This is a genomic window from Nonomuraea sp. NPDC049625, assembly GCF_040675285.1.
Lineage (GTDB): Bacteria > Actinomycetota > Actinomycetes > Streptosporangiales > Streptosporangiaceae > Nonomuraea > Nonomuraea angiospora_A.
Map to the genome: position 1 here is coordinate 204,832 of NZ_JBFAOQ010000018.1, position 19,785 is coordinate 224,616.

Here is a 19,785-nt window from a genome sequence, read left to right on the forward strand (position 1 = left end):
TCGTTGCGGCTCCTTGGTCCGCCGCATCCCAGAGCCAGACCCGGTCGCACCGGTCGAGCAACTGCCGTTCACACACGGCTTTTCGCTGTCCAGCCTCTAGCGCCTCCATGGCCCGTACGTGCCCGTTCACGCCGCGGCCGGCGTACGAAGAGATCCGCGAAGGAGAGCCGGTCTCGCGGGTTCGTCTGCCCGACGGCGGGTGGGCCTGGGTGGTCAGCCGCCACGAAGACGTGCGAACCGTGTTGAACGACCGGCGGTTCAGCGCAGACCGGCAGCATTCGGACTTCCCGCAGCTGGTCAAGGGCGAGGCGGCGTCCCGGCGGCCGGACGAGGAGCGCATGCTGATCGCGATGGACGCGCCCGTGCACGGGCCGGCGCGCAAGGCCGTACTCGGCGAGTTCACGGTGCGCCGGTTGGAGGCGCTGCGGCCGCGGATCCAGGAGATCGTCGACGGGCAGATCGACACGCTGCTGGCCGGGCCGCGGCCCGGCGTCGGTCAGGTCCTCAAGGCGCTCGAACACCCGGGATCGCGCGCGTTCGAAGATCGCGAGAATGTCCCGCGTGGCGGGGTCGGGCGCGATCATGTCAGCCATGTCAGCTCCAGGGCTCGGTGGTTTCGGGTCGGTCGGGATGATCAGGATCGACGGGTCGGCCGACTCGGTCACGTGCCGCCGCCTCGGCGTGTGTCGCCGGGTGCGAACAGGCTGGTGAGTTCGGCGATGGCGTCCGGCGACGGCTTGAAGTAGCGGCGGACGTTCTCCGCCTTCTTGTGCCGCGACTTGGCCATCAACATCAGCAGGCTCGCCCCCTGCTCCCCGAGGTGGGTCAGCCCGGAGCGCCGGAACTCGTGCAGATCCCAGCCTGTGCCCGCCCCGTGCAGCGCGGTGTGCTCGTCCAGCAGGGCGCGGGCCTGGCCGTACGACAGCCGGACCAGCCCGGAATCCGGGCACACGTCCCGCGACGAGACGACCTTGCCCGGCCCGGGGCGGCGGTGAGTGACGAACACCGGGCCGCGGGTGCGGTTCTTCAGCAGCCGCGGCAGCAGCCGGGCGGTGCCGGCGTCCCAGTACACGGGCTCCAGCACGAAATCCTCGCGGGCCTGGCCGCGGCGGCGGGCCTTGGACCGCGCGCCTTTGGCCTTCACCAGCGCGCGGCGGCCGGCGAAGTCCAGGTCTTCGATGTTCAGCGGCAGGATCTCCTCCGCCCGCGCCACGGTCTCCTACAGCATCCGGTAGAAGCACTTCTTCCGCAGGTGCACATCGCGGCGGGCGATCAGTCGGTCGATCGCCATCTTCGAGCGCGCCGGCGTCTCGGAGTCCGGCGGGGTCAAGCGCTTGGCCCCGGCCGGCACCTCCGGGCCGTCGAAGCCGCGCTCGGCGCACCAGGAGAGCCAGGACAGCACCGCCGCCCGGCGGGCGTTCCAGGTGTTCACCGCCGTCGAGCCCCACAGCGCTTCGAAGGCCTCGCCGATCTCCTCGTCCGCGACCTGCCCGAGCGGCCGGCCCTCGCCGACCCGTTCGGCGGTCTTGCCGACCCCGATCGCGTAGTTCCGCACCGTGTTCGGGTTGCCGAGCGCGTCGTGGAAGGCGTCCGCGGCGCCGCGGACGGTGAGCGCCTTCCCGGCGGGCAGCTGCACGATGCGCCAGGTAATAGGGCATTGTCCGTGGCAACTCTCGACCTCAACCATCGCGCACACCTCCCTCTACCCGTTCCAAGAGCATCCCAATGTGGGTTTTGGGCTTATGTGGGCCTCCCCTCCGCATCGGGGGTGGGGGTGGGGCAACCGAAGCGCCGCGTCCAGCGCGTCCGGCGGTGCTGTGGCGGCGACTACTCCCGGCGGCGTAGTCCGGTCGGTTGCTGGTCCCGGGGCGGTAGCGGCAGATGACTTCGCTTGCAGGACGCCCCCGAGCAGCAGTTGAACGACGATTGCGGTCATGACAACCCCAGCCCATACATCCTGCGGGCTCCCCGCCCGCATCGCCGCCGCGCAGCCGGGTCCGAACCGTGACGACCCCTCCGGCTCAAAGGACTGAGCCGCGTTGACCAGTAGACGATCAGCAGGCCGAAGCGTGCCCGCCGAGCCGGGTGCCCGGCCGGGGCTCACCCTCGCTGCGGTGGCCGTCGTGCAGTTCATGGTGTCGCTGGATCTGTCGGTCGTGAACGTCGGGCTTCCGCAGATGTCCGCCGGCCTCGGATTCAGCGCGGTGGGCCTGACCTGGGTGATCCACGCCTACGCGCTCACCTTCGGCGGGCTGCTCCTGCTGGGCGGCAAGGCCGCCGACCGCTACGGCCGCAAGCCGGTCCTGCTGCTCGGGCTCGCCCTGTTCGGCCTGGCCTCGCTCGCCGGCGGCTTCGCCCAGGAACCCGGTCAGCTGGTCGCCGCCCGGGCCGCGCAGGGCATCGGGGCCGCCGCCCTGGCTCCGGCCGCGCTGGCGCTGCTGACCACGACGTTCCCCGCGGGCAAGGAACGCGTGCGCGCCTTCGGGATCTGGAGCGCGACGAACGCCGCCGGGGGCGCGCTCGGCGTCCTGATCGGCGGCCTGCTGACCGAGTATGCCGGCTGGCGCTGGGTGATGTTCGTGAGCGTGCCCATGGCCGCCTGCGCGCTGGCGCTGACCTGGCGGGCCGTGGCCGCGGGGCCGCCTGCGGTGCGCGCCGCCCGTCCGGATGTGCTCGGCGCGGTCCTGGCCACGGCGGGCATGATGCTGCTGGTGTTCGGCATCGTCCGCATCGACCGGTACGCGTGGAGTTCGCCGGTCACCGTGGCGACGTTGGCGGTCGCCGCCGTGCTGCTGGCCGCGTTCGTCCTCGTCGAGCGGACCACGGCCCGCGAACCGCTGATCCGGCTCGGCCTGTTCGCCAACCGCTCGGTCGCCGGCGCGAACGCCTACAACCTCCTGGTCGGGGCGGCCATGGCCGCGGCCTTCTACTTCGCGTCCCTCTACTTGCAACGCGTGCTCGGGACGGGGCCGGCCCTGACCGGGGTCGAGTTCCTGCCGTTCGCGCTCGGCGTGGTCGCCGGATCCGTACTGGCCGTCAAACTCGGCTACCGGCTCGCGCCACGTACCCTTCTGGTCGTCGGCGGGCTGCTGACGGCGGCCGGGTTCGCCTGGTTCGGCATGATCAGCCCGGACGGCGCCTTCGTCACCGATGTTCTGGGGCCCTCGATCGTCGCCAGTGTCGGCTTCGGGCTCTGCCTCGGACCGGTTGTCTCCACCGCGACCGTCGGCGTCGCGGCACGCGAGACCGGCACCGCCTCCGGCCTGCTCAACAGCTCACGCCAGATCGGCGCCTCACTCGGGCTGGCCGCCCTCGGCACCGTCGCGCACAACCGCACCGGCCGGGCCGTCACGCCTGAGACCCTCAACGACGGTTACGCGCTCGGCCTGGGCCTCGGCGCCGTCCTCCTGCTCGGCGCCGTACTCATCGCGCTCACGGTCCTGCGCCGGACCGGCCCGCCCGCACGGGCCGAGCAGGCCGATGACCGCGTTCCGCTCTCCGCCCGGGATTGACCGGCGATCCACCCACCGCAGAAAAGGGGCGTCTCGGCATGTCTGTGAACCCGATCGATCTCTTCGCGTCCTCCGTTCACCTGCGCCAAGGCGGCAAGATCCACGCCGGGAAGGCGACCATGGACGCCGACCAGGACGGCTGGCAGCTGACGGCCTTCCACGCCAAGACCGGCGCCGACGTCCACGCCGACCACTGGGAGGTCCATCCCGAGGCCGAGGAGGTCGTGTCCTGCCTCGTTGGGAAGATCCGCCTCTACCTGCGGCCGGAGCGGCCGGGGCAGCAGGAGGAGGAGATCAGGCTGACAGCCGGGACCGCCGCCATCGTCCCGCGCGGGCGATGGCACCGCATCGAGCTGGACATCCCCAGCAACATCATGGCCGTCACCCTGCCGCGGGGCAGCCGGCTGGAGAAGCGCACCGAAGCCTAGGCCAGGTCGGGGTGGCGAAGTCACCGAAGGTGGCGTCGGTGCAGGCGCTGTCCGCCGGCTCGGGCGCTGTGCTTCAGGTCTTGCGAGGCGAGGACCTTCGTCGGGCTCATCCAGCCCTGCGAGGGTTTGTGAAGCGCCCAGCCGTGCCCGAGGGTGACCGCGGCGTGCTGAGCGGCTCCATCGGCACCCCGCCAGACCAGGACGGTCCCCGGCTCGTCGTCGTGCCCTCCCTTCGCGGTGTGCTCCGCGAGCCAGTCCTCGAACGGCTCGCGGAGCATCCACCTCTCCTCCGCGCTCTCGGCGCCGCAGGCCGCCATCACCGTGCCGAAGCAGTTCGGGCCGCTCCGGGTGGGGAAGGTCCCGGCGAGGTCCCGCGCTCCGGGCAGCGCGCAGGCGATGGCGTCCCACGTGGCGGGGGCGACGTCGCCGTGCCGGCTGGGGCGGCGCCCCTTCTCGACGTACGCGACGACCGTCTCGACCTCACGCCCGGCGATCGAGCCGGGCCAGCGGTGCGGCGCGGGCTGGCTGCGCCTGACCGAGGCCGGCAGCCGGCGCGCGCCGGCCTCGGTCAGCCACACGAGCGCCGACGAACCCAGGCCGTAGAGGTAGAAGGTGTCCCTGACCTCGGGCGTGAGCCGGTCCCGGTCATCCTCGAGATCGAGGGAGCCGGCGAGATCGGGCGGGATGACGAAGGGCTGCACCGGCGGCGCGAACCACCCGAGCCACCGTTGGAGCAGGTCGTCCGGCACCTCAATCCCCAGTACGAGCATGACGCCACCCTAAAACGGTCACGTGCTCATCACCGCCGCCCGCCGAACTCCCAGTCGTGCACCTCGATGGCGCGGGCCACGTCCGGGTCCGGCGCCCGGACCAGCAGCGCCGTACCGAGCCAGGTGGCGCCGTCGTCGGACAGCAGCGGCCCGTACGCGATCAGCTCGTCCCGGTCGGCTCATCGAAGACGAACGCTCGCGCGGTGGCCGGATCTCGACGCGCAGCGCCGCGGTGTCAGACCGGTCACGGTGATATCGGTGTCCACGCTCAAGGGGAAACTCCCCTACGCCCAGCAGGGCACCATCACCACGCCGCACCTTGCCGACCAGACCGACCAGACCGACCAGACCGACCAAGCGTGGTGCCTGACGGTGCTGACCAACGCGGTCATCACGTGGACGACCGAGTACTACCACTCGCCGTCAAAACCTGCGCGCCGGTGGCCGTGAGCTGCCGGCCCACATCTCCCCGGCCCACAGCGAGAACGTCAACTTCTTCGGCGTCATCACCGTCGACGTCGAAGCCGAGCTCGCCAAACTCGACGGAGGCGGCTGGCGCCCCCTGCGCCCGGCCGCTTGGAGGAGCGAGGCGGGGACAGGAGTGGGCCCGCATTCAACTGCCGAGGGCGCGCTTTTGTGGGTGGATCGCCTCGCCGCGGGCGAGCATGTCAACGAACTGGGTGATACGGCGGGCTCGGGTCTCGGCGCGTTTGGCGTTCGCGATCCGATAGAGAACGGCGTAGCGGTTTTGGGAGGTGAGGATGTCGAACATCGCTTGTGCCTGGGGGCTCGCGGCCAATGCGGCGGCCAGGTCGGCTGGCACCTCGATGCCGGCTTGTCCCGCGTAGGCCGTGTCCCAGCGGCCGTCGGCCTTGGCGCGTTCGACCTCGGTCATTCCGGCCGGATGCATCCGGCCCTCGCTGATCAGACGGGTGACGATGGAAACGTTCCGCGCTGACCAGGGACTTTGCCTTCCGCGAGGAGTGAAGCGCCGGCAGAAGGTGATCTCATCCCGCCGTCGTAGCCGACCATCGATCCAGCCGTGGCACAGGGCTTCGTCGAGCGCCTGGTCATAGGTCAGGCTGGTGGGCCGGGTCGTGTTCTGCTTGGCGAGGACCAGCCACACCCCTGCCGAGCTGTCGTGGTGCCCGCTGAGCCACTCCCGCCAGGCTCGGGCATCGGCAACGGTCAGTTCCAGTAGTTCGTCGCTCATCGTCATGTGCCCCTAGTGATCATCAAAGGGATGGTTGTCGGCGGTCACCCGAAGGTGGGAGCCCAGGACGGGGGCCTGCCGGAAGCGGCGCTGGATCGGTCAGCGGTGGAGCCGGCCGATCACGTCCTTCGCCACGTCGCCACCGTGGCCTCTGGACGGATGACGCCCGCCCGCCTTCACCAGGTCTTGCCGGCCTGCTCCCGGATCGTGTGGTTGATCCGGTTGAAGAAGTTGGTGATTGCGATGTTCAGGATGATCGCGGACATCTGGTTCTCGTCGAAGTGGGTGGCAGCAGCATCCCAGATCTCGTCGGTCACGCCCGGCGCGCCGTCCTGGATCCGGGTGGCGGCCTCGGTCAGCGCGAGCGCTGCCCGCTCCTCCTCGGTGAAGAACGGGGTCTCGCGCCAGGCGACCACGTTGTGCAGCCGCTCCTCGGTCTCTCCATGCTTCTTCGCCGACTGGACGCCGGCGAACACACACGGGCTGCAGCCGTTGATCTGGCTGGCCCGCAGATGGACCAGCTCGAGCACGAGCGGGTCGACGCCACCGGCGTGAATCGCCTTGTGGAGATGCTGGATCGCTGTGATCACGTCGGGATTCGCCACGCTCTTCATGCGTGCTTCCATGGGTCCTGCCCCTCGTCGGTTACGTACGCCCATCCGGGCCCGTCATCTGACGCACCTTGGCGGAGGTCATCGTCGTCGTAATGGACTTTTCGGCCGAGGAGTTCTCGGTCATGCCGGCGACGTTACGGTATGACCCGGTCAGAAACGGTCCTGGTTATCGAGCAGACTGTTAGCCGTGGTCAACACCTCGGCACGGCTGCTGCGGCTGCTGTCTTTGCTGTCAACGCGGCGGTCCTGGACGTGCGCGGATCTTTCCGCCCAGCTGGAGATCACCGAACGGACGGTTCGCCGGGACATCGCCCGGCTACGTGAACTCGGCTACGGCATCGAATCGGAGATGGGCCCGTGGGGCGGCTACCACCTCGGGCCTGGAACCAGCATTCCGCCACTGATCCTTGACGAGGAGGAGGCCCTCGCGGTCGCTGTCGGGCTGCGCACCGCCGCCTTCAGCGGAGTCTCCGGCAGCGACCAGGCAGCCCTGTCGGCGCTGCTGAAACTACGCCAGGTGCTGCCGGCCAGGATCGCCGACCGGCTCGGCGAGCTGGACGCCGCGTTCACCCACACCGCACGACCCGACGACAGCCAGATCTCCCCCGCGCTGCTGCTCGACCTGGCCACCGCGTGCCGGCGAGGCGAACGCACCCAGTTGACCTACCGCGACCGGGCCGGAACGACGTCCACCCGCCGAGTGGACCCCTACCGGCTCATCTACACCGGCCGCCGCTGGTATCTCCTCGCCTACGACCTGACGCGGCAGGACTGGCGCACCTTCCGTACCGATCGCATCATCGATGCCACAGCCACCGGGCAGGCCACTGCCCTGCCCGACCCGCCAGATCCGGCACAGATGGTCGGCACGGGCGTCGCGCTGAGGCCCTACCCGGTGCGGGTGACCATCCGCCTGGCCGTACCGGCCGATGAGGCCCGCAGGCTGGTACCACCAACGGTCGGCGTCCACCACCCGGACGGCGATGACGCCACGATCATCGACATCGGCGGGCCAGACGCCGACGGCCTGGCCCGCTACCTGCTCAGCCTCGGCCGACCACTCCGGATACTTCACCCAGAAGAGGTCCGCCAGGCATTCCTCACCCGCACAGAACAACTCCTCAAGGACAACCAGTGGCACAAACACCCGCCTATAGCTGACACGGCTACCTGCAGTGACGGATGTTGCCAGCCACCATGAAGTGCGACTGCAATCCTGACTGTCTCCATCGAGGCGCCCCGGCCTCGACCAGGCCCTCGCGGCCGTACGCGCCGGCGACACCCTACTGGCCCCGAAACTCGACCGGTTCGCACGCTCGGTCCCCGACGGCCCGCGACATCGGCGGCACCCTGGTCGCCCGGGGTGTCCGCCTGTCTCTGGGCGGGAGCATCTACGACCCCGCCGACCCCATGTCGAAGATGTTCTTCAACATGCTGGCCGTGTTCGCGGAGTTCGAAGCCGACCTGCTGAAGATGCGCACCCCGCGAGGGCATGGCCATCGCTTGCTCCCACGGCAAGCTCAAGGGCGAACAGCCCAGGCTCACCGCCCGTCAGCAAGCCGAGCTGGTGCGGATGCACGCCACCGGCGACCACACCATCGCCGATCTCATGGAGGTCTTCTCCATCGGTCGCGCCACCGTCTACCGCGTCCTCGACCGCACCAAGACGACGGGGACGACGGATGCTGAGATTCCGCCTTAGCGCAGGTGATCTGGCCGGCCTCGGCGACTGTCACTCTGAGGTCATCATGAGTTTGTCGGGCAGGGCCATCGGGGCGAGGCCAAGATCGGCCAGCGCGGCCGCGCCGCGGGCGGCGTGGTCGCCGCCGGCGAGCACCATGGTCCGTGCGGACTGGTAGTGGCAGCCAGCGGTGTCAAACGCGTCTGCCGCAGATAGCAACCGCTCCTGGTCATTGTCGAGCAGCGCTTGGGCCCGCTCCACCATGGCGTTGGCGACCGGGTTGTCGGCCACGATGGTCCGGGCCTCGGCCAGACGGTCGCGGGCGTCGGGGCTCGCGGCGAGCACGGCGGCCTCGGTGCGTAGCGCGACGTACCAGTGGTGCCAGATCCAGGTGACCCACTTCCACACCTGCCTGGGTTCGGGGGCCATCCGCTCCAGCGCCTTCGGTGCCTGCCCGCGGTGCAGCAGGAGTATCACGTCGAAGACGGCCCCGTAGCCGTAAGTATGCTCCTTTGAGGTGCCGAGCTGATCCAGGACCTCCTGCCAATCGCGTCGGGCGGCCTGGTCGTCGCGGAGGCCGTGGATCATCGCCACAGCGGCCACCGCCGGGCGGAGAAGCGACCGGGCAGGGCTGCCTGCCCGCCGCCACGCGTCGAGGAACCGGACGCTGCCGGTGAGCACCTCATCGACGTTGCCCATCAGCGCGTCGACCATCAGCAGCCGACACGTTGCGCGGTGACCGACCTCCGCCAGCGACGGATGGTCGGCCAGTTGGCGTGCCCATCGGCGGGCGCCTGACACATCCCCCGCGCCGAGGCTGGCCTCGGTGACGATGCCGAGCGCGTCGATCAGTTCGTGGGTGCCGGCCGGCGAGATCGGCAGGGACGACAGGAGCGTGATGCGGCACCGGGCCGTGGCCGCGGTGGCGGACGTGTCACCGGCCCAGCTCTGCGCTCCGGTGAGCGCGTCGAGTGCGGCCGACTCGGCGAGCGGGTCGCCGGTCCGGCGGGCGAGCTCGACCGCGCGCTCGGCTCGCGCGATCGTCTCCGGTACGGCGTTGCCGGGCGGGCCCTGGGCGGCGCCGAACGCGTCGGTGAGCACCGCGGCCTCGGCCAGTGCCACCGCGGCCTGCGCGGCCGGATCGTCGCCTGCCGGCTCTCGCGCCTCGCTGATCAGTGCGAACGTCTCCTCCCGGGGCGGGAGCCGCACGAACGTGGTCGAGAACCGGAACGCGATAGTTGCGGCAGTAGCCAGGTCGGCGGCGGCGCCGGCGCTGTCGCCGGAGCTGCGGGCGGCATCCGCGGCCGCACGGCGGAGACGGTACATGTCATCACCGACCGTCCGGCAGCCGGCCACAGCCGCTGCCTGCCGGAGCATCGACGCGCTGGCGGCGGGCTCGGTCGCGAGCGCGGCCGCCTGCTCATAGCGCCGCTGGGACTCGCCGGTCAGGTGACGGGTGAAGGTCAGCTCCGCCAGGTGCCGGGCAAGATCGTACGCTTCCGCGCGCTGCTCCGGGCGGTCTGCCGCCCACGCAAGCGCCGCCCGGAGGTCGTCGGCCACCAGGTCGAACCGGGTCCGCCAGTCCGCTCGTACCACCGCCAGGCCGGCGGCCTTGGCCAGGCACCAGCGAAGGTGCCGGGATCGAGCGTCGACCAGCTCACCGGCCTCGACGAGCCGCTCGGTGCCGTACTGGCGGATGGTCTCCAACGCCCGGTACTCCGTCCCACCCGGGGACGCGGTCACCACCAGCAGGCTCTGTTCGGCGAGGCGGCCCAGTCCGTCGGCGACGAGGCCTTCCTCGGACCCGGCTACCTCCGCGGCTGCCGCAGCGGTGAACGGCGCCACGAACACTGACACCCGGCGCAGCAGCGCCCGGTCGGCCGGCTCCAGCAGGGCATGGCTCCAGTCCAGCGCCGCCCGCACCGAACGGTGCCGTTCATCGGCACGGGAGCCGCCGGTGAGCATCCGCAGCGGGTGGGACAGGGCGGCGGTGATGCCGTCCAGCCCGAGCGTGGGATACCGGGCGGCGGCCAGCTCGATCGCCAGTGCCATCCCGTCGAGCCGCTCGCAGATCGAGGCGATCTGGTCGCGCAGCGGAGGATCCAGCGGCCAGCCGACCGCCGCCGCCCGCTCCATGAACAACGCCACCGCATCGACGTCCAGGGACAGGGGCGGGACCGGATACACCCGTTCGAACGGCACCATCAGCCGTGCCCGGCTGGTCGCCAGAGCCGTCACCCGAGGGCACGTCACCAGCAACCGCTCGAGAAACAGCGCCACCCCGTCCGCCACGTGCTCGCAATTGTCCAGCACCAGCAGCGCATGACGGTCGGCCAGCGCGGCGACCGCGGACGCGGTCATGTCGCGGCCGGGCTGCTCACCGAGTCCGAGCGCCCCGGCGACCGCAGTGGCGATCATGCCCGGATCGGTGACCGGGACCAGGTCGACGAACCACACCCCATCGGCGTACTCATCGGCCGCCTCCGCGGCCATCGCCAACGCGAGCCGGGTCTTGCCCACTCCGCCGGGACCGACCGCGGTCACCTGACGGTATGCCTTGATCATCTCGGTCAGCTCGGCCCGCTCGCTTTCCCGGCCGATGAACGAGGTCAGCGGGGCCGGCAGAACCGGCGCCGGGTGAGACGGGCCCGCACCGGCCGGCTCGGGGGCGCGCTGGGCGAGCGCCCGCCGATCCGGCACCTCCAGCTTGCGCAGCAGCGAGGAGACGTGACTTTCCACGGTACGCACCGAGATGCACAACCGCGCCCCGATCTCGGCGTTGCTGAGATGCGCCCCGACCAGTTCCAGCACCTCGGCCTCCCGAGGTGAGATGTCCGCTCCTGCCACCACCGTCCCAGTTTGCCGCATCCCCTCCGCGCTCCAATCCGTGCTCCAATCCGCAATGGCCACCGTGCGCGATCCGTGCCGTCGATCCGTGCCGTCGATCCGTGGCCGGGTTCCGTGGTCGCCACGGATGTGGACCGGTCAGGCCGGGAGGAAAGCTGTGGATGCGCACACAGCGGGTCGATATGACCCACAACTACAGGAGTGACCATGACCGGTTCTTCCACCCACGGGATCAAGACCATGCTGCACCCCGTGTCCGACCTGGCCAAGGCCAAGGCGGTGTACGCCGCCCTGCTCGGCGTGGAGCCGCAGACCGACTCGTCCTACTACGTCGGCTTCGAGGCCGAGGGCCAGCACATCGGACTGGTGCCGGGCGGTGGGCCGCAGAGCATGACCTCACCGGTGGCCTACTGGCACGTGACGGACATCGAGGCGAAGCTGGCCGAGGTGATCGCCGCGGGGGCCACCGTCAAGGAGGCCGCGCACGAGGTCGGCGGCGGCCGCCTGGTGGCCACCGTGATCGACCCCGACGGCAATGTCCTCGGCCTCCTGCAGGACCGGTGAGCGCCGACCTGTCCCTGCCCCATCCGCGGCGTAGCGGCCGCCGACAAGACGACGAACTCCCCTCGCTGAAAGGACCTGCCATGACCTCCTTCGAATCCGTCACCCTGGAAGTTCCCGACCCCACGGCCGCGGGCGTCTTCTACCAAGCCTTCGGTCTGGGCGCTTACGTGAACGTACGCGCCTGCGACGCGGCGACGACCGGCTTCCGCGGGTTCGCACTGTCCCTCGTGGCCTCCCAGCCGGGCAACGTCGATGCCCTTGTCAGCGCCGCCCTCGATGCCGGCGCCACGACACTGAAGCCTGCCACGAAGGGATTCTGGGGCTACGGCGGCGTCGTACGCGCCCCGGATGGGACGATCTGCAAGATCGCGTCCTCGAAGAAGAAGGACACCGGACCTGCCGCCCGGCACATCGATCAGGTCGCGCTCCTGTTGGGCGTGGTGGACGTCAAGGCGAGCAAGCGGTTCTACGTCGAGCGCGGCCTGGCCGTGGCCAAGAGCTTCGGCGGCAAGTACGTCGAGTTCGACACCCCGTCCTCGGCCGTCACGCTGGCGCTCTACCCGCGCCGCGCCCTCGCCAAGGACACCGGCGTCTCCCAGGAGGGCACCGGATCGCACCGGATCGTGATCGGCGGCGATGCCGGGCCCTTCACCGACCCTGACGGGTTCGTCTGGGAGGCCGCATCCGTCTGAGGCACGCGGCGGGGCGACCTCGACAGCATCCCCACGCAGGTACAGGTATTCCCGTGCAGGTGGATGGGCTCGCTGATCTTCGGTGGGTAAGGTCTGGTCGGCGCCTACCACCGTCTCCACCTGGCCGACCTTGCCGGAAGCGATGCGGTAGCCGGTCGCCCGGTCCGCCTCCGGGCTCCAGGCCGCCTTGGCGATGGCGGCCAGCCCCTAGCTTGATCAACATGCTTCTGGCATGTGGGTTCGCGGCCGATTCTGCTCAGCCGTCTCGCCTCGACCTGTGGTTCGGAAAGGACATCTACATGCCTCATGCCGGGGGGTCTACGTGCTGGTGAACGCGGACACCGGTACAAAGCGTGGGCGCCCAACGGCGGCGATAATCAGACGTGGGAGTTGGATCGAGATGGCCCCGGCCGCCGGTGGTGGCTTCGGAACATGCCGTCAACCGACTGTATGAGCGTGTCGGCTTCCAACGGCGGGAGTCGGTGGTTCACCGGTTCGAGCTGCAGGCAGCACCACGACAAGAACTCCTGACCGCTCCCCACGATCTTGTTCGCGGTGTTTTCGCTGCGGTAATGCGCCCTGGCCCCCGGCCGGCGCGACCGCGGCGCCGTGGGCTCGTCCACCGGCCACCGCAGTTTCGCCATCAGCTGCGCCGAGCTCGGGCTCGACCAGTCCATGCCGTGCCCAGGCAGTACGACGAGTACACGGCGATCCGTCTAAGCTCAGCCGATCACGGGGTAGCTGCTCGACCCGAGGCCGCCGCCGGGCCACGGGCCGATCGCCATGGAGCTGTTCACCACTGACGGTGCGACTCCCGGTTGGGTCTCCCGGTCCGTTCCGGTCCTGCCATCGAGGACGACGGGCCCGTTGGCGGTTCTTCCGTAGACGACCCCATGCCAGGCTCCGGTCACGAGGGGAACCAGGCGCCCGCCGCCCTTCGTGATCGACCACAGCCACGAGCCGGTCTGCGCGTCGAGCGCGCCGACCCAGTCACCGCCTGAGCAGACTGCGATGGCCTGCTCGTCGTACAGGCAATTCAACGGATGCGGGGCTGGTTTACCGGACTTCTCCTCGGTGACGGTCACCGCCTGTCCCGTCGTGATCTCCACGACCTCGACGTACTTCTTCCCGCCCGGGTCGGTGCGTCCTCGGACGACTGCCTTGGAGGGGCCGGCCGGGAATACCTCGACCGAGTAGGCGTCGCGGGGCGACGCCCATCGCTGCCGGCCGGTCCGCGCGTCGATCCCGCGGACCTGGACCTTCGGCGTCTGCCCGGTTCCGGGCTGTTGGCCCGTGACCATCCCCGCCGCCACGGCGCGGGCCTCGAACCCGCGCATGCTCCACCGCACCTTGCGGCTACTCAGGTCCAGCGCGTACGTGTCGCCGCGCCGAGCCGACAGCGACGGGTCCACGATCCGAACGACCCCCACCCCGTCGGCCACACCCGCGAACGAGACCTCGACGCCGCTCGACCGGCCCGTCCCGGTCCACCCCTCGATGGGGATCTCGGTACGCCAGTCGGTCTTCCCGCTCTCCGGGTCGATCGAGACGACCTCGACCAGCGGACGGCCCGGGGTAGTGCCCTGTCCCGGTGCCTCGCCGAGGAACGGCGCGAGCACGGTCGGCCGGCCTTGGACGGACGTGAGCGTCGGCAGCGCGATCACCGTGCCGATTTTCGGCTGCGGGTAGGTCGGCTTGATGACCTCCCGCACCTTGTTGGTGCGGGTGTCGATCAGGCGGATCTCCTCCCCGGAGGAGACGGTCGGCTTGCTGCCATGGATCGGGACGACCGCCGTGGTGCCGTGCAGCAGCACCTCATCCGCATTCGTAGAGACTTCCAGCGGCGCGGCGGCGGCGGCGTTGAAGCGGGTGGGCGGATCGATGGACTTGAGGTCGACCGGCGGCCTCGATGTGAAGCGGTTGCCGGGGTCCACTGGTTCGATCGGCGTGATCGGCGTGGACGTACACCCGCCAACCGCCGCCAGCACCAGCACGATTCCCGTGATAAATCGCATCGCATCCTCATCGTCGGCATTCACGTTCGCCAATGCAGCAAACTACCGGTTCGCGCGGGCCGGCCCGTTCGGCGTCCGCCCCGAATCCGACGCCGAGCACCCGCCACCGGATGACCAGCACTGAGGTCACCTCTCAAGCACCGGAACGGCCTCACGATCGCCATGCGGTGGTTGCCGATAGGGGCCCTCCGGGCGCTCACCTGGCCCTGAGAAACGGGTATAGGAGGACAAACACCACTCCTGGCGGGCCATTGCGGGTTCCGATTGGCGACAGTATTTTCCGACAAGTAGAACGGGGCTTCGTCCTTCCCCGAGGAGCGCCGGTGCGGATCGCCCACTCCCGCTCGTCCAATCGTTATCTTGGGCTCTTTGCCCCTTCTCGCAGGTCAGGGCGAGATGATCTTGTCAGGTATGTAAGGCACGGTCCTGAACCGGGCGGCCATAAGCGAGAGGTTCGCGGCCCTGTCCCTCAAGCGCGGTGATCACCAGGAGGTGGTCGGCGTTCCCCGGCAGCGGCGGCTGTGCCGCGGTATCGGTCATCCCTTGTGCATGGGTCCGGAATCCTCAGAGGTGCATCGAGCCGTGTTTCTGAACCCCGCCTGTGGCAGACCAGCGAGATACGACGCAGGAGACCGGGGAAGGGCGCCGTCCGCGAAGCGGCCATGGTGACGGCATGTCCGAGAATCGGACCACCACGCCGGTCCCGCTTCCCCCGCCCCTGCGCTTCCTGACTGAACGCGAGGATGTCCTCTTCGGGAATGCCGCCGTCGAAGCCGCCCAAGACTGGTCCGTGGATTGGTTTAGGGCCAGTCTTGTTCTACGCGTGTGGGTTGGCCCCACCTTCACCGCACAGTGCAGCCAGCTGATGACGTTCCGATGGCTTTTGGCCCCACCGCAGGTGTTGTGGTGAGCGCTGCTTGTGCTCCTGGTCAGGACGGTGCGCGAGGCGCTGACATCGCCTTGGCCACAGCCGCGGAAGAAGCCGCCGCCCCGTCGCTCGCGATTGGATGCGTTCAAATCGGCCACCGACCGGATGCTGCGAGAGGGCTTGGATACTCCGCGCAAACCGCGGCACACCAGGAGGCGCATCTATGACCGGCTGGTCATCGAGCACGACATGGAGGGGATCTCCTACTCGACAGTCTGCGCCTAAGTGGCCTGGCGGCGTCCTGCGATCCGGGTGGAGGTTGGCCGATCCCCTCCCGAAGTCCCCATCGATCAGGAACATCGGCCCGGCGTGGAGGCCGAGGTCGACTTCGGCGACGTCATCATCAACCTGGCCGGGGAACTCACGGTCTGTTACCTGTTCGTCTTCCGCCTGTCGTACTCCGGCAAGGCCGTGCTTCTATCCGAAAAGCGCGATCTTCGGGACGCGGCCCGGATAGTCGCAGGCCATGCTCCCCGGTTCAATTTAAGGTGCACCCAGCAGCCCGATGAGGGGGATGGCCGTTCCTGGCGTTCCGCGACGGGCCATGCGATCTGGGTGCGGAACGCGGTAAGTCCACGATCCCGCCGAGTAAGGAAAATATGAAGCCTGTCAAAAAGGCAATGATCAGCACGGCAATGCTTGGTACGGTCCTCTGTCTCACGTCCGTGCTGGGGGTCCCAGCTGCTCAGGCTGAAGTATGGCGTTGCGAGCCATACGTCGATACCACCCGCAACGTGGGACAAACCACCTGCTACGAAGGCTACGGCAACTATCGCGTAGTGGTCGAATGCAACTCGGCCCACTGGCCGTACACCAGAAACATCGACGGCCCGGTGGTGTACAAAAGCACAGAACAGCAGTTCGGGCCGACTTCCTCGGTCTATGGGCAACCAAATGGCTGCCATGTCGTTGACGCGTGGACCGTCGCCCTTTGACCTCAGCCCTCCGTGCGCCCAGCAGGGCGGAGGACGAGGGCGTGACGTAATGGCTGATCGAAAGCTCGTCTCGTCCGCGTAGCTGCCAGGAAACCCGTGACAGGCCGGCGGCTTCGGCTGGAAAAGCTGGTCCGCAGAGTCGCGAATCGGGCGTTTTGTCAGCGTGATCTGAGCGGCGACAAGGGAGCGCAGCTGCTTCCGGACATAGGGCCAGGCGGTCGGCAAGGGGTCCTCCAGGCAGGACGAAGGGCGGGGACCGTACGGTTCCCGCCCTTCGTTTCCGGAGGTCAGGCCACGGCCGCTTCCGGTGTCCGCAGCGTCCCGGCCGACTCGCGGTCGAGCGAGCTGGGGCGGGGCGTTGAAGACGGTCTCGTCCAGGCGGCTCTCCGAGCGGGCCACCAGGACCGGGACGACGAGTTGCCCGGCGACTTTGGTTGCGGACCCGGGCATGTCACGGCTCACCTGAAGGAGTTGGGCCTCGACACGTTCGGCATCGACCTTTCTCCCACGATGATCGAAGCGGCCCGACGTGACCACCCCCATCTGCGGTTCGAGGTGGGGTCGATGACCGATCTCGACCTCCCTGACGCTTCGGTCGTCGGCATGAGCGCCGCGCCGAAGGTCACCGCCCTTCGCGGTGGAGGCGTCAGCCTCGCCAAGATCGCCGACGCCTTCCTGACCACCCCGCGCACGGCCAACCCCAACACCCACCGCGCCTACGCCTCGGCCATCGACCGCGTCGCCGCGCTGCTCGACCGCGACCGGCCGCTCGCCGAGATCGGCACCGCGCTCACCGAGCCGTGGGGGACGAGCGCGCCGGCGACCTGGAATCGCAACCGCGCCGCCGTCACCTCCTGGCTGATCTGGTGCCAGGCCAAGAAGCACTGGGCCGCCCCGTCAGTCCCGGCCGACGCCGAACGCCGCAAGGAGAGCGCCGACGAGACCCGCGCGGTCACGAAGACCACCATCCACCGGCTGCTGTCCCGCCGCGACATCCCGCTGCGCGAGAAGACGCTGCGGCGGATGCCGTACGAGACCGCCGCCCGCCCCGCCGAAATCCTCACCCTGAACGTCGAAGACCTCGGCCTGGAGCACCGCCGCGCCCCCCGTCCGGTCCAAGGGCGGCGCCACCGAGTGGGTGTACCTGGGACAGCGGCACCGCCCACCTGCTGCCCCGGCTCCTCCGGCTCCCGAACGGCAGCACGCGCACGCACGGTCCGCTGTTCCTTTCCGTACGCCGCCCCGTCCCGGACCGCCGCCCGGCCGCCGCCGGCATCTGCCCGCACACCGGCCGCGCCCGCCTCGGCTACGACCGCGCCCGCGTCCTGCTGGACAAGCACGCGGAGCTCGGGTGTCCTCCGGCAGCGCCTGAGCCAGGGTGGCGTCCAGGTCAGTCAGCGCGGCGTGCAGCTCGGCTTTGCCCTGTTCGATCGCCTCGGCCGCGTCGGCGGGCTTGCCGACCAGCTTGCAGAAGTCGGCGCGCCGCGGCGCTCACTGCTCGGGCGTATACAGGTAGGTGGCCGGGTCGGCGTAGCGGCACGAACACGTTGCCGGAGCGCAGCCCGTCGCGCAGGCCAGCACTGTGCAGAGCTCCCGATAGTGGCGGTAGGCGGTCTCGTCACCGTCCTTGCGCGCCTTGGCCAGGTACTCGGCGTACCGGGCCCGCACGAACGAGGTCGGGGCGCTCTCGGGCACCTTCCGGCCGCCCCCTCATTCGGCCGCTTCAAGATGGCCACCGCCTCCATCAGGTCGCCGTGCCGCCCTTGAAGTCGATCGCCGCCAGCACCTGCGGGGTGAACTGGCGCAGGTAGGTGTGGGAGGCGTGCAGCGCCGACAGCCGCCCATGATCGCGGGGCAGCTTCTTCCAGCCTTCTGTGACGACCTCGCGCAGCTTGCTCATCCCGATCGTGTTGCGCAGCAGCCCGCCGATCTGCTCGTCCGGGATGGACGGGTCGGCCAGCACCGGCAAGATCACCTCAAGGAGCAGCTGGCGGGCCTCACCCGCCTTGGCCCGTTCGATCAACGCCTCGTCGGTCTTGGTCTTCGCGCGGGACTCGCGGGCCGACACGGCCTGGTCGAACAGCATCACCACCTCGTCCGGTACGAACCCCAACCAGGGCAACGTGGCGAGCTGGACGGCAAAGCCGAGGCGGTCGGTCGGGCCCCGGCCGCGGCCCGGGTCGATGAAGGCGACGTCGGCAGGCGTCAGGGTGAAGTACCGGATCAGATCGTCCCGGCCGATGTCGGGGTACGAGCGCAACGCTCCAGCTGGTCTTCGAAGAACATCCGGGTCGACATCGACCACCCCCACACAGCCACCGGTCAGGACCGTATGAACCGCAGCGGAAATGATCATGCTCCGATCTTGATTGTGCAGAATGCTCGGCCATGACGGTTTTGCAGGCCTAATTCGGCCTTGTCGTTGTCTACGGGGCCATGTGCTTGACTGGGCCGATGAAGAAGATCGTCTGCATCGCGGCCAGGGCGGCGCTGGTCGGTCTTGGGGTGGGTCTTGTCGCGTCCGCCGTCTTCATCGGCGCGTTCGTGGGCGACGAGGACAACCCTGGAAACCCCGCCCTCACCTTGAGCGCGCTGGTCTCCTTCCCGCTGGGCGCCGGCCTGTCCTGGCTGACCCGGCTGCCGCTCTGGTGGCTCGTGGCGATGGCCGGCCCGATTGCCGCTGTGGCCTTGTGCGTGGTGCTGGTGCCCGTGGCTCCGTTCTTCGGTCTCGGCGAGCTCGGGCAGATCGCCGGGATCCTCACGCTCAGTAGCACCCTTGGCTACGGCGTGGTGGCCTTGGTGGGCAGCACGATGGCCCGCTGAACCCTCCACTCACCGATACGACGGGGGCGCGGGCCGGTGCCCGGTCTCGCCGGGGCTGACGTGGCCGGCGACCTCTGTGGGTGAGGAGGCGTAGGTGGCGGCCTCCTCGATGACGGCCGGTTCGGCGGCACGTACGCCGCACCGGCCGTCCGGCGTCACATCTCCCCCGTGGGGCCCACTCCGGTGAGGGCGAGGTCGAGGAGCCGGTGGGCCTGGGCCGCGCCGTCGGGTTCGTGTTCGACGGCCAGGCAGATGGCGTTGACGAGGGTGAGCAGGTCGACGATGGCCACGTCAGCCCGTACGGTGTTCGCGCGGCGGGCGCGGGCCAGCAGGTCATCGCCCGCGCTCACGATCATCGTGTGGCAGGTGGTGCCCAGGGCGGGGTCTCCGTCGTGGGCGCCCCGCATCAGCGAGGCCGCCAGGCCGCGGTTGGAGACGACGTGCGTGGCGACGGCGCCCAGCCAGGTCACCAGCGCGTGCCCCGCGTCCGGGTCGCCGGCCAGGTCGGCCGCGGTGGCGCACAGGGCCTCGACCTTGTCCCGGAAGACGGCCTCCAGCAGCTGCTGCCGGGCCGGGAAGTGCCGGTGCAGCGTGGCCGAGCCGACGCCGGCGCGCCGGGCGATCTCCTCCAGGGACGCCTCGGCTCCCTGCTCGGCGATGGCCTCGGCGGCCGCGGCCAGGATGCGGTCGTAGTTGCGGCGCGCGTCCGCGCGCATCGGCCGCGTGGGCGACGTCGTACGGCTGTCGTGCGGCATGTGGTCTC

Annotated in this window: 22 protein-coding genes and 1 pseudogene; 13 read left to right on the forward strand and 10 right to left on the reverse strand. The window is 69.8% G+C overall.

Annotated features, from left to right (window positions below):
* Positions 1-107 precede the first annotated feature (107 nt).
* Complete coding sequence (locus tag AB0J87_RS51640) at positions 108-746, forward strand: hypothetical protein (RefSeq protein WP_363980357.1); 639 nt, start codon at positions 108-110, stop codon at positions 744-746.
* On the opposite strand, the gene AB0J87_RS51645 is transcribed toward AB0J87_RS51640, so the two are convergent.
* Both AB0J87_RS51645 and AB0J87_RS51650 read right to left on the reverse strand, forming a co-directional pair.
* Entirely contained in the window at positions 662-1,213 is a 552-nt protein-coding gene (locus AB0J87_RS51645; RefSeq protein WP_363980360.1) for a tyrosine-type recombinase/integrase, read from the reverse strand. The two genes, AB0J87_RS51640 and AB0J87_RS51645, sit on opposite strands and share 85 nt — an antisense overlap.
* A gap of 6 nt (positions 1,214-1,219) precedes the next feature.
* Positions 1,220-1,636: a hypothetical protein gene (locus tag AB0J87_RS51650; RefSeq protein ID WP_363980362.1), complete on the reverse strand. Its 417-nt coding sequence runs from the start codon at positions 1,634-1,636 to the stop codon at positions 1,220-1,222.
* A 478-nt stretch (positions 1,637-2,114) separates the two neighbouring features.
* Between AB0J87_RS51650 and AB0J87_RS51655 the strand changes: the two genes are divergently transcribed.
* Positions 2,115-3,512, forward strand: a complete 1,398-nt coding sequence (locus AB0J87_RS51655; RefSeq protein WP_363980365.1) for an MFS transporter — start codon at positions 2,115-2,117, stop codon at positions 3,510-3,512.
* Between the two features lie 38 nt (positions 3,513-3,550).
* Positions 3,551-3,940 carry a cupin gene (locus AB0J87_RS51660; RefSeq protein WP_350736276.1) on the forward strand — a complete coding sequence of 130 codons (390 nt, stop codon included), beginning with the start codon at positions 3,551-3,553 and terminating at the stop codon, positions 3,938-3,940.
* 20 nt (positions 3,941-3,960) lie between these two features.
* On the opposite strand, the gene AB0J87_RS51665 is transcribed toward AB0J87_RS51660, so the two are convergent.
* Positions 3,961-4,710: a hypothetical protein gene (locus AB0J87_RS51665; RefSeq protein WP_363980368.1), complete on the reverse strand. Its 750-nt coding sequence runs from the start codon at positions 4,708-4,710 to the stop codon at positions 3,961-3,963.
* 258 nt (positions 4,711-4,968) lie between these two features.
* Here AB0J87_RS51665 and AB0J87_RS51670 point away from each other — a divergent pair, with 258 nt between their 5' ends.
* A complete protein-coding gene (locus AB0J87_RS51670; protein ID WP_363980371.1) occupies positions 4,969-5,160 on the forward strand; it encodes a hypothetical protein in 192 nt (63 codons plus the stop codon).
* A 163-nt stretch (positions 5,161-5,323) separates the two neighbouring features.
* Here AB0J87_RS51670 and AB0J87_RS51675 read toward each other — a convergent pair whose 3' ends face one another.
* Positions 5,324-5,929: a YdeI/OmpD-associated family protein gene (locus tag AB0J87_RS51675; RefSeq protein ID WP_363980374.1), complete on the reverse strand. Its 606-nt coding sequence runs from the start codon at positions 5,927-5,929 to the stop codon at positions 5,324-5,326.
* Between the two features lie 170 nt (positions 5,930-6,099).
* A complete protein-coding gene (locus AB0J87_RS51680) occupies positions 6,100-6,537 on the reverse strand; it encodes a carboxymuconolactone decarboxylase family protein (RefSeq protein ID WP_363980377.1) in 438 nt (145 codons plus the stop codon).
* 187 nt (positions 6,538-6,724) lie between these two features.
* On the opposite strand from AB0J87_RS51680, the gene AB0J87_RS51685 reads away from it, so the two are divergent.
* The 3 genes and pseudogenes from AB0J87_RS51685 (at position 6,725) to AB0J87_RS51695 (ending at position 8,239) form a co-directional block, all read left to right on the forward strand.
* Positions 6,725-7,738 carry a YafY family protein gene (locus tag AB0J87_RS51685; protein ID WP_363980380.1) on the forward strand — a complete coding sequence of 338 codons (1,014 nt, stop codon included), beginning with the start codon at positions 6,725-6,727 and terminating at the stop codon, positions 7,736-7,738.
* Positions 7,739-7,757: 19 nt separating this feature from the next.
* Positions 7,758-7,820 (forward strand): annotated as a pseudogene (locus tag AB0J87_RS51690) (hypothetical protein); the annotation flags it as partial.
* Positions 7,821-8,029: 209 nt separating this feature from the next.
* The gene (locus tag AB0J87_RS51695) at positions 8,030-8,239 is read left to right on the forward strand and encodes a helix-turn-helix domain-containing protein (protein WP_363980383.1); all 210 of its coding nucleotides are present in this window, start codon (positions 8,030-8,032) and stop codon (positions 8,237-8,239) included.
* Positions 8,240-8,269: 30 nt separating this feature from the next.
* Here AB0J87_RS51695 and AB0J87_RS51700 read toward each other — a convergent pair whose 3' ends face one another.
* Entirely contained in the window at positions 8,270-11,068 is a 2,799-nt protein-coding gene (locus AB0J87_RS51700) for a LuxR C-terminal-related transcriptional regulator (protein ID WP_363980385.1), read from the reverse strand.
* A gap of 204 nt (positions 11,069-11,272) precedes the next feature.
* Between AB0J87_RS51700 and AB0J87_RS51705 the strand changes: the two genes are divergently transcribed.
* The 3 genes from AB0J87_RS51705 to AB0J87_RS51715 all read left to right on the forward strand — a co-directional run bounded on the left by AB0J87_RS51705 (position 11,273) and on the right by AB0J87_RS51715 (position 12,852).
* Positions 11,273-11,629: a VOC family protein gene (locus AB0J87_RS51705; protein WP_363980388.1), complete on the forward strand. Its 357-nt coding sequence runs from the start codon at positions 11,273-11,275 to the stop codon at positions 11,627-11,629.
* An 80-nt stretch (positions 11,630-11,709) separates the two neighbouring features.
* Positions 11,710-12,321, forward strand: a complete 612-nt coding sequence (locus AB0J87_RS51710; protein WP_363980391.1) for a glyoxalase — start codon at positions 11,710-11,712, stop codon at positions 12,319-12,321.
* 306 nt (positions 12,322-12,627) lie between these two features.
* Positions 12,628-12,852 (forward strand): RICIN domain-containing protein, encoded by a 225-nt coding sequence (locus AB0J87_RS51715; RefSeq protein ID WP_363980394.1) that lies wholly within the window; start codon positions 12,628-12,630, stop codon positions 12,850-12,852.
* A 191-nt stretch (positions 12,853-13,043) separates the two neighbouring features.
* On the opposite strand, the gene AB0J87_RS51720 is transcribed toward AB0J87_RS51715, so the two are convergent.
* Positions 13,044-14,336 (reverse strand): PQQ-binding-like beta-propeller repeat protein, encoded by a 1,293-nt coding sequence (locus tag AB0J87_RS51720; protein WP_363980397.1) that lies wholly within the window; start codon positions 14,334-14,336, stop codon positions 13,044-13,046.
* 1,527 nt (positions 14,337-15,863) lie between these two features.
* Here AB0J87_RS51720 and AB0J87_RS51725 point away from each other — a divergent pair.
* Together AB0J87_RS51725 and AB0J87_RS51730 are read left to right on the forward strand one after the other, a co-directional pair.
* The gene (locus AB0J87_RS51725) at positions 15,864-16,199 is read left to right on the forward strand and encodes a hypothetical protein (protein WP_363980400.1); all 336 of its coding nucleotides are present in this window, start codon (positions 15,864-15,866) and stop codon (positions 16,197-16,199) included.
* A 471-nt stretch (positions 16,200-16,670) separates the two neighbouring features.
* Complete coding sequence (locus AB0J87_RS51730; protein WP_363980403.1) at positions 16,671-17,966, forward strand: hypothetical protein; 1,296 nt, start codon at positions 16,671-16,673, stop codon at positions 17,964-17,966.
* On the opposite strand, the gene AB0J87_RS51735 is transcribed toward AB0J87_RS51730, so the two are convergent.
* Positions 17,944-18,459, reverse strand: coding sequence for a DUF4158 domain-containing protein (locus AB0J87_RS51735; protein WP_363980406.1), 516 nt, complete (start codon positions 18,457-18,459; stop codon positions 17,944-17,946). The genes AB0J87_RS51730 and AB0J87_RS51735 overlap by 23 nt on opposite strands.
* Before the next feature lie 194 nt (positions 18,460-18,653).
* On the opposite strand from AB0J87_RS51735, the gene AB0J87_RS51740 reads away from it, so the two are divergent.
* Positions 18,654-19,022 carry a hypothetical protein gene (locus tag AB0J87_RS51740; protein ID WP_363980409.1) on the forward strand — a complete coding sequence of 123 codons (369 nt, stop codon included), beginning with the start codon at positions 18,654-18,656 and terminating at the stop codon, positions 19,020-19,022.
* Positions 19,023-19,031: 9 nt separating this feature from the next.
* Here AB0J87_RS51740 and AB0J87_RS51745 read toward each other — a convergent pair whose 3' ends face one another.
* Positions 19,032-19,181 (reverse strand): hypothetical protein, encoded by a 150-nt coding sequence (locus AB0J87_RS51745; protein WP_363980412.1) that lies wholly within the window; start codon positions 19,179-19,181, stop codon positions 19,032-19,034.
* On the reverse strand, positions 19,178-19,777 hold the full coding sequence (locus AB0J87_RS51750; RefSeq protein ID WP_363980415.1) for a helix-turn-helix domain-containing protein: 600 nt from the start codon (positions 19,775-19,777) through the stop codon (positions 19,178-19,180). The genes AB0J87_RS51745 and AB0J87_RS51750 overlap by 4 nt, the downstream gene beginning before the upstream one ends.
* Between the last annotated feature and the right edge of the window lie 8 nt (positions 19,778-19,785).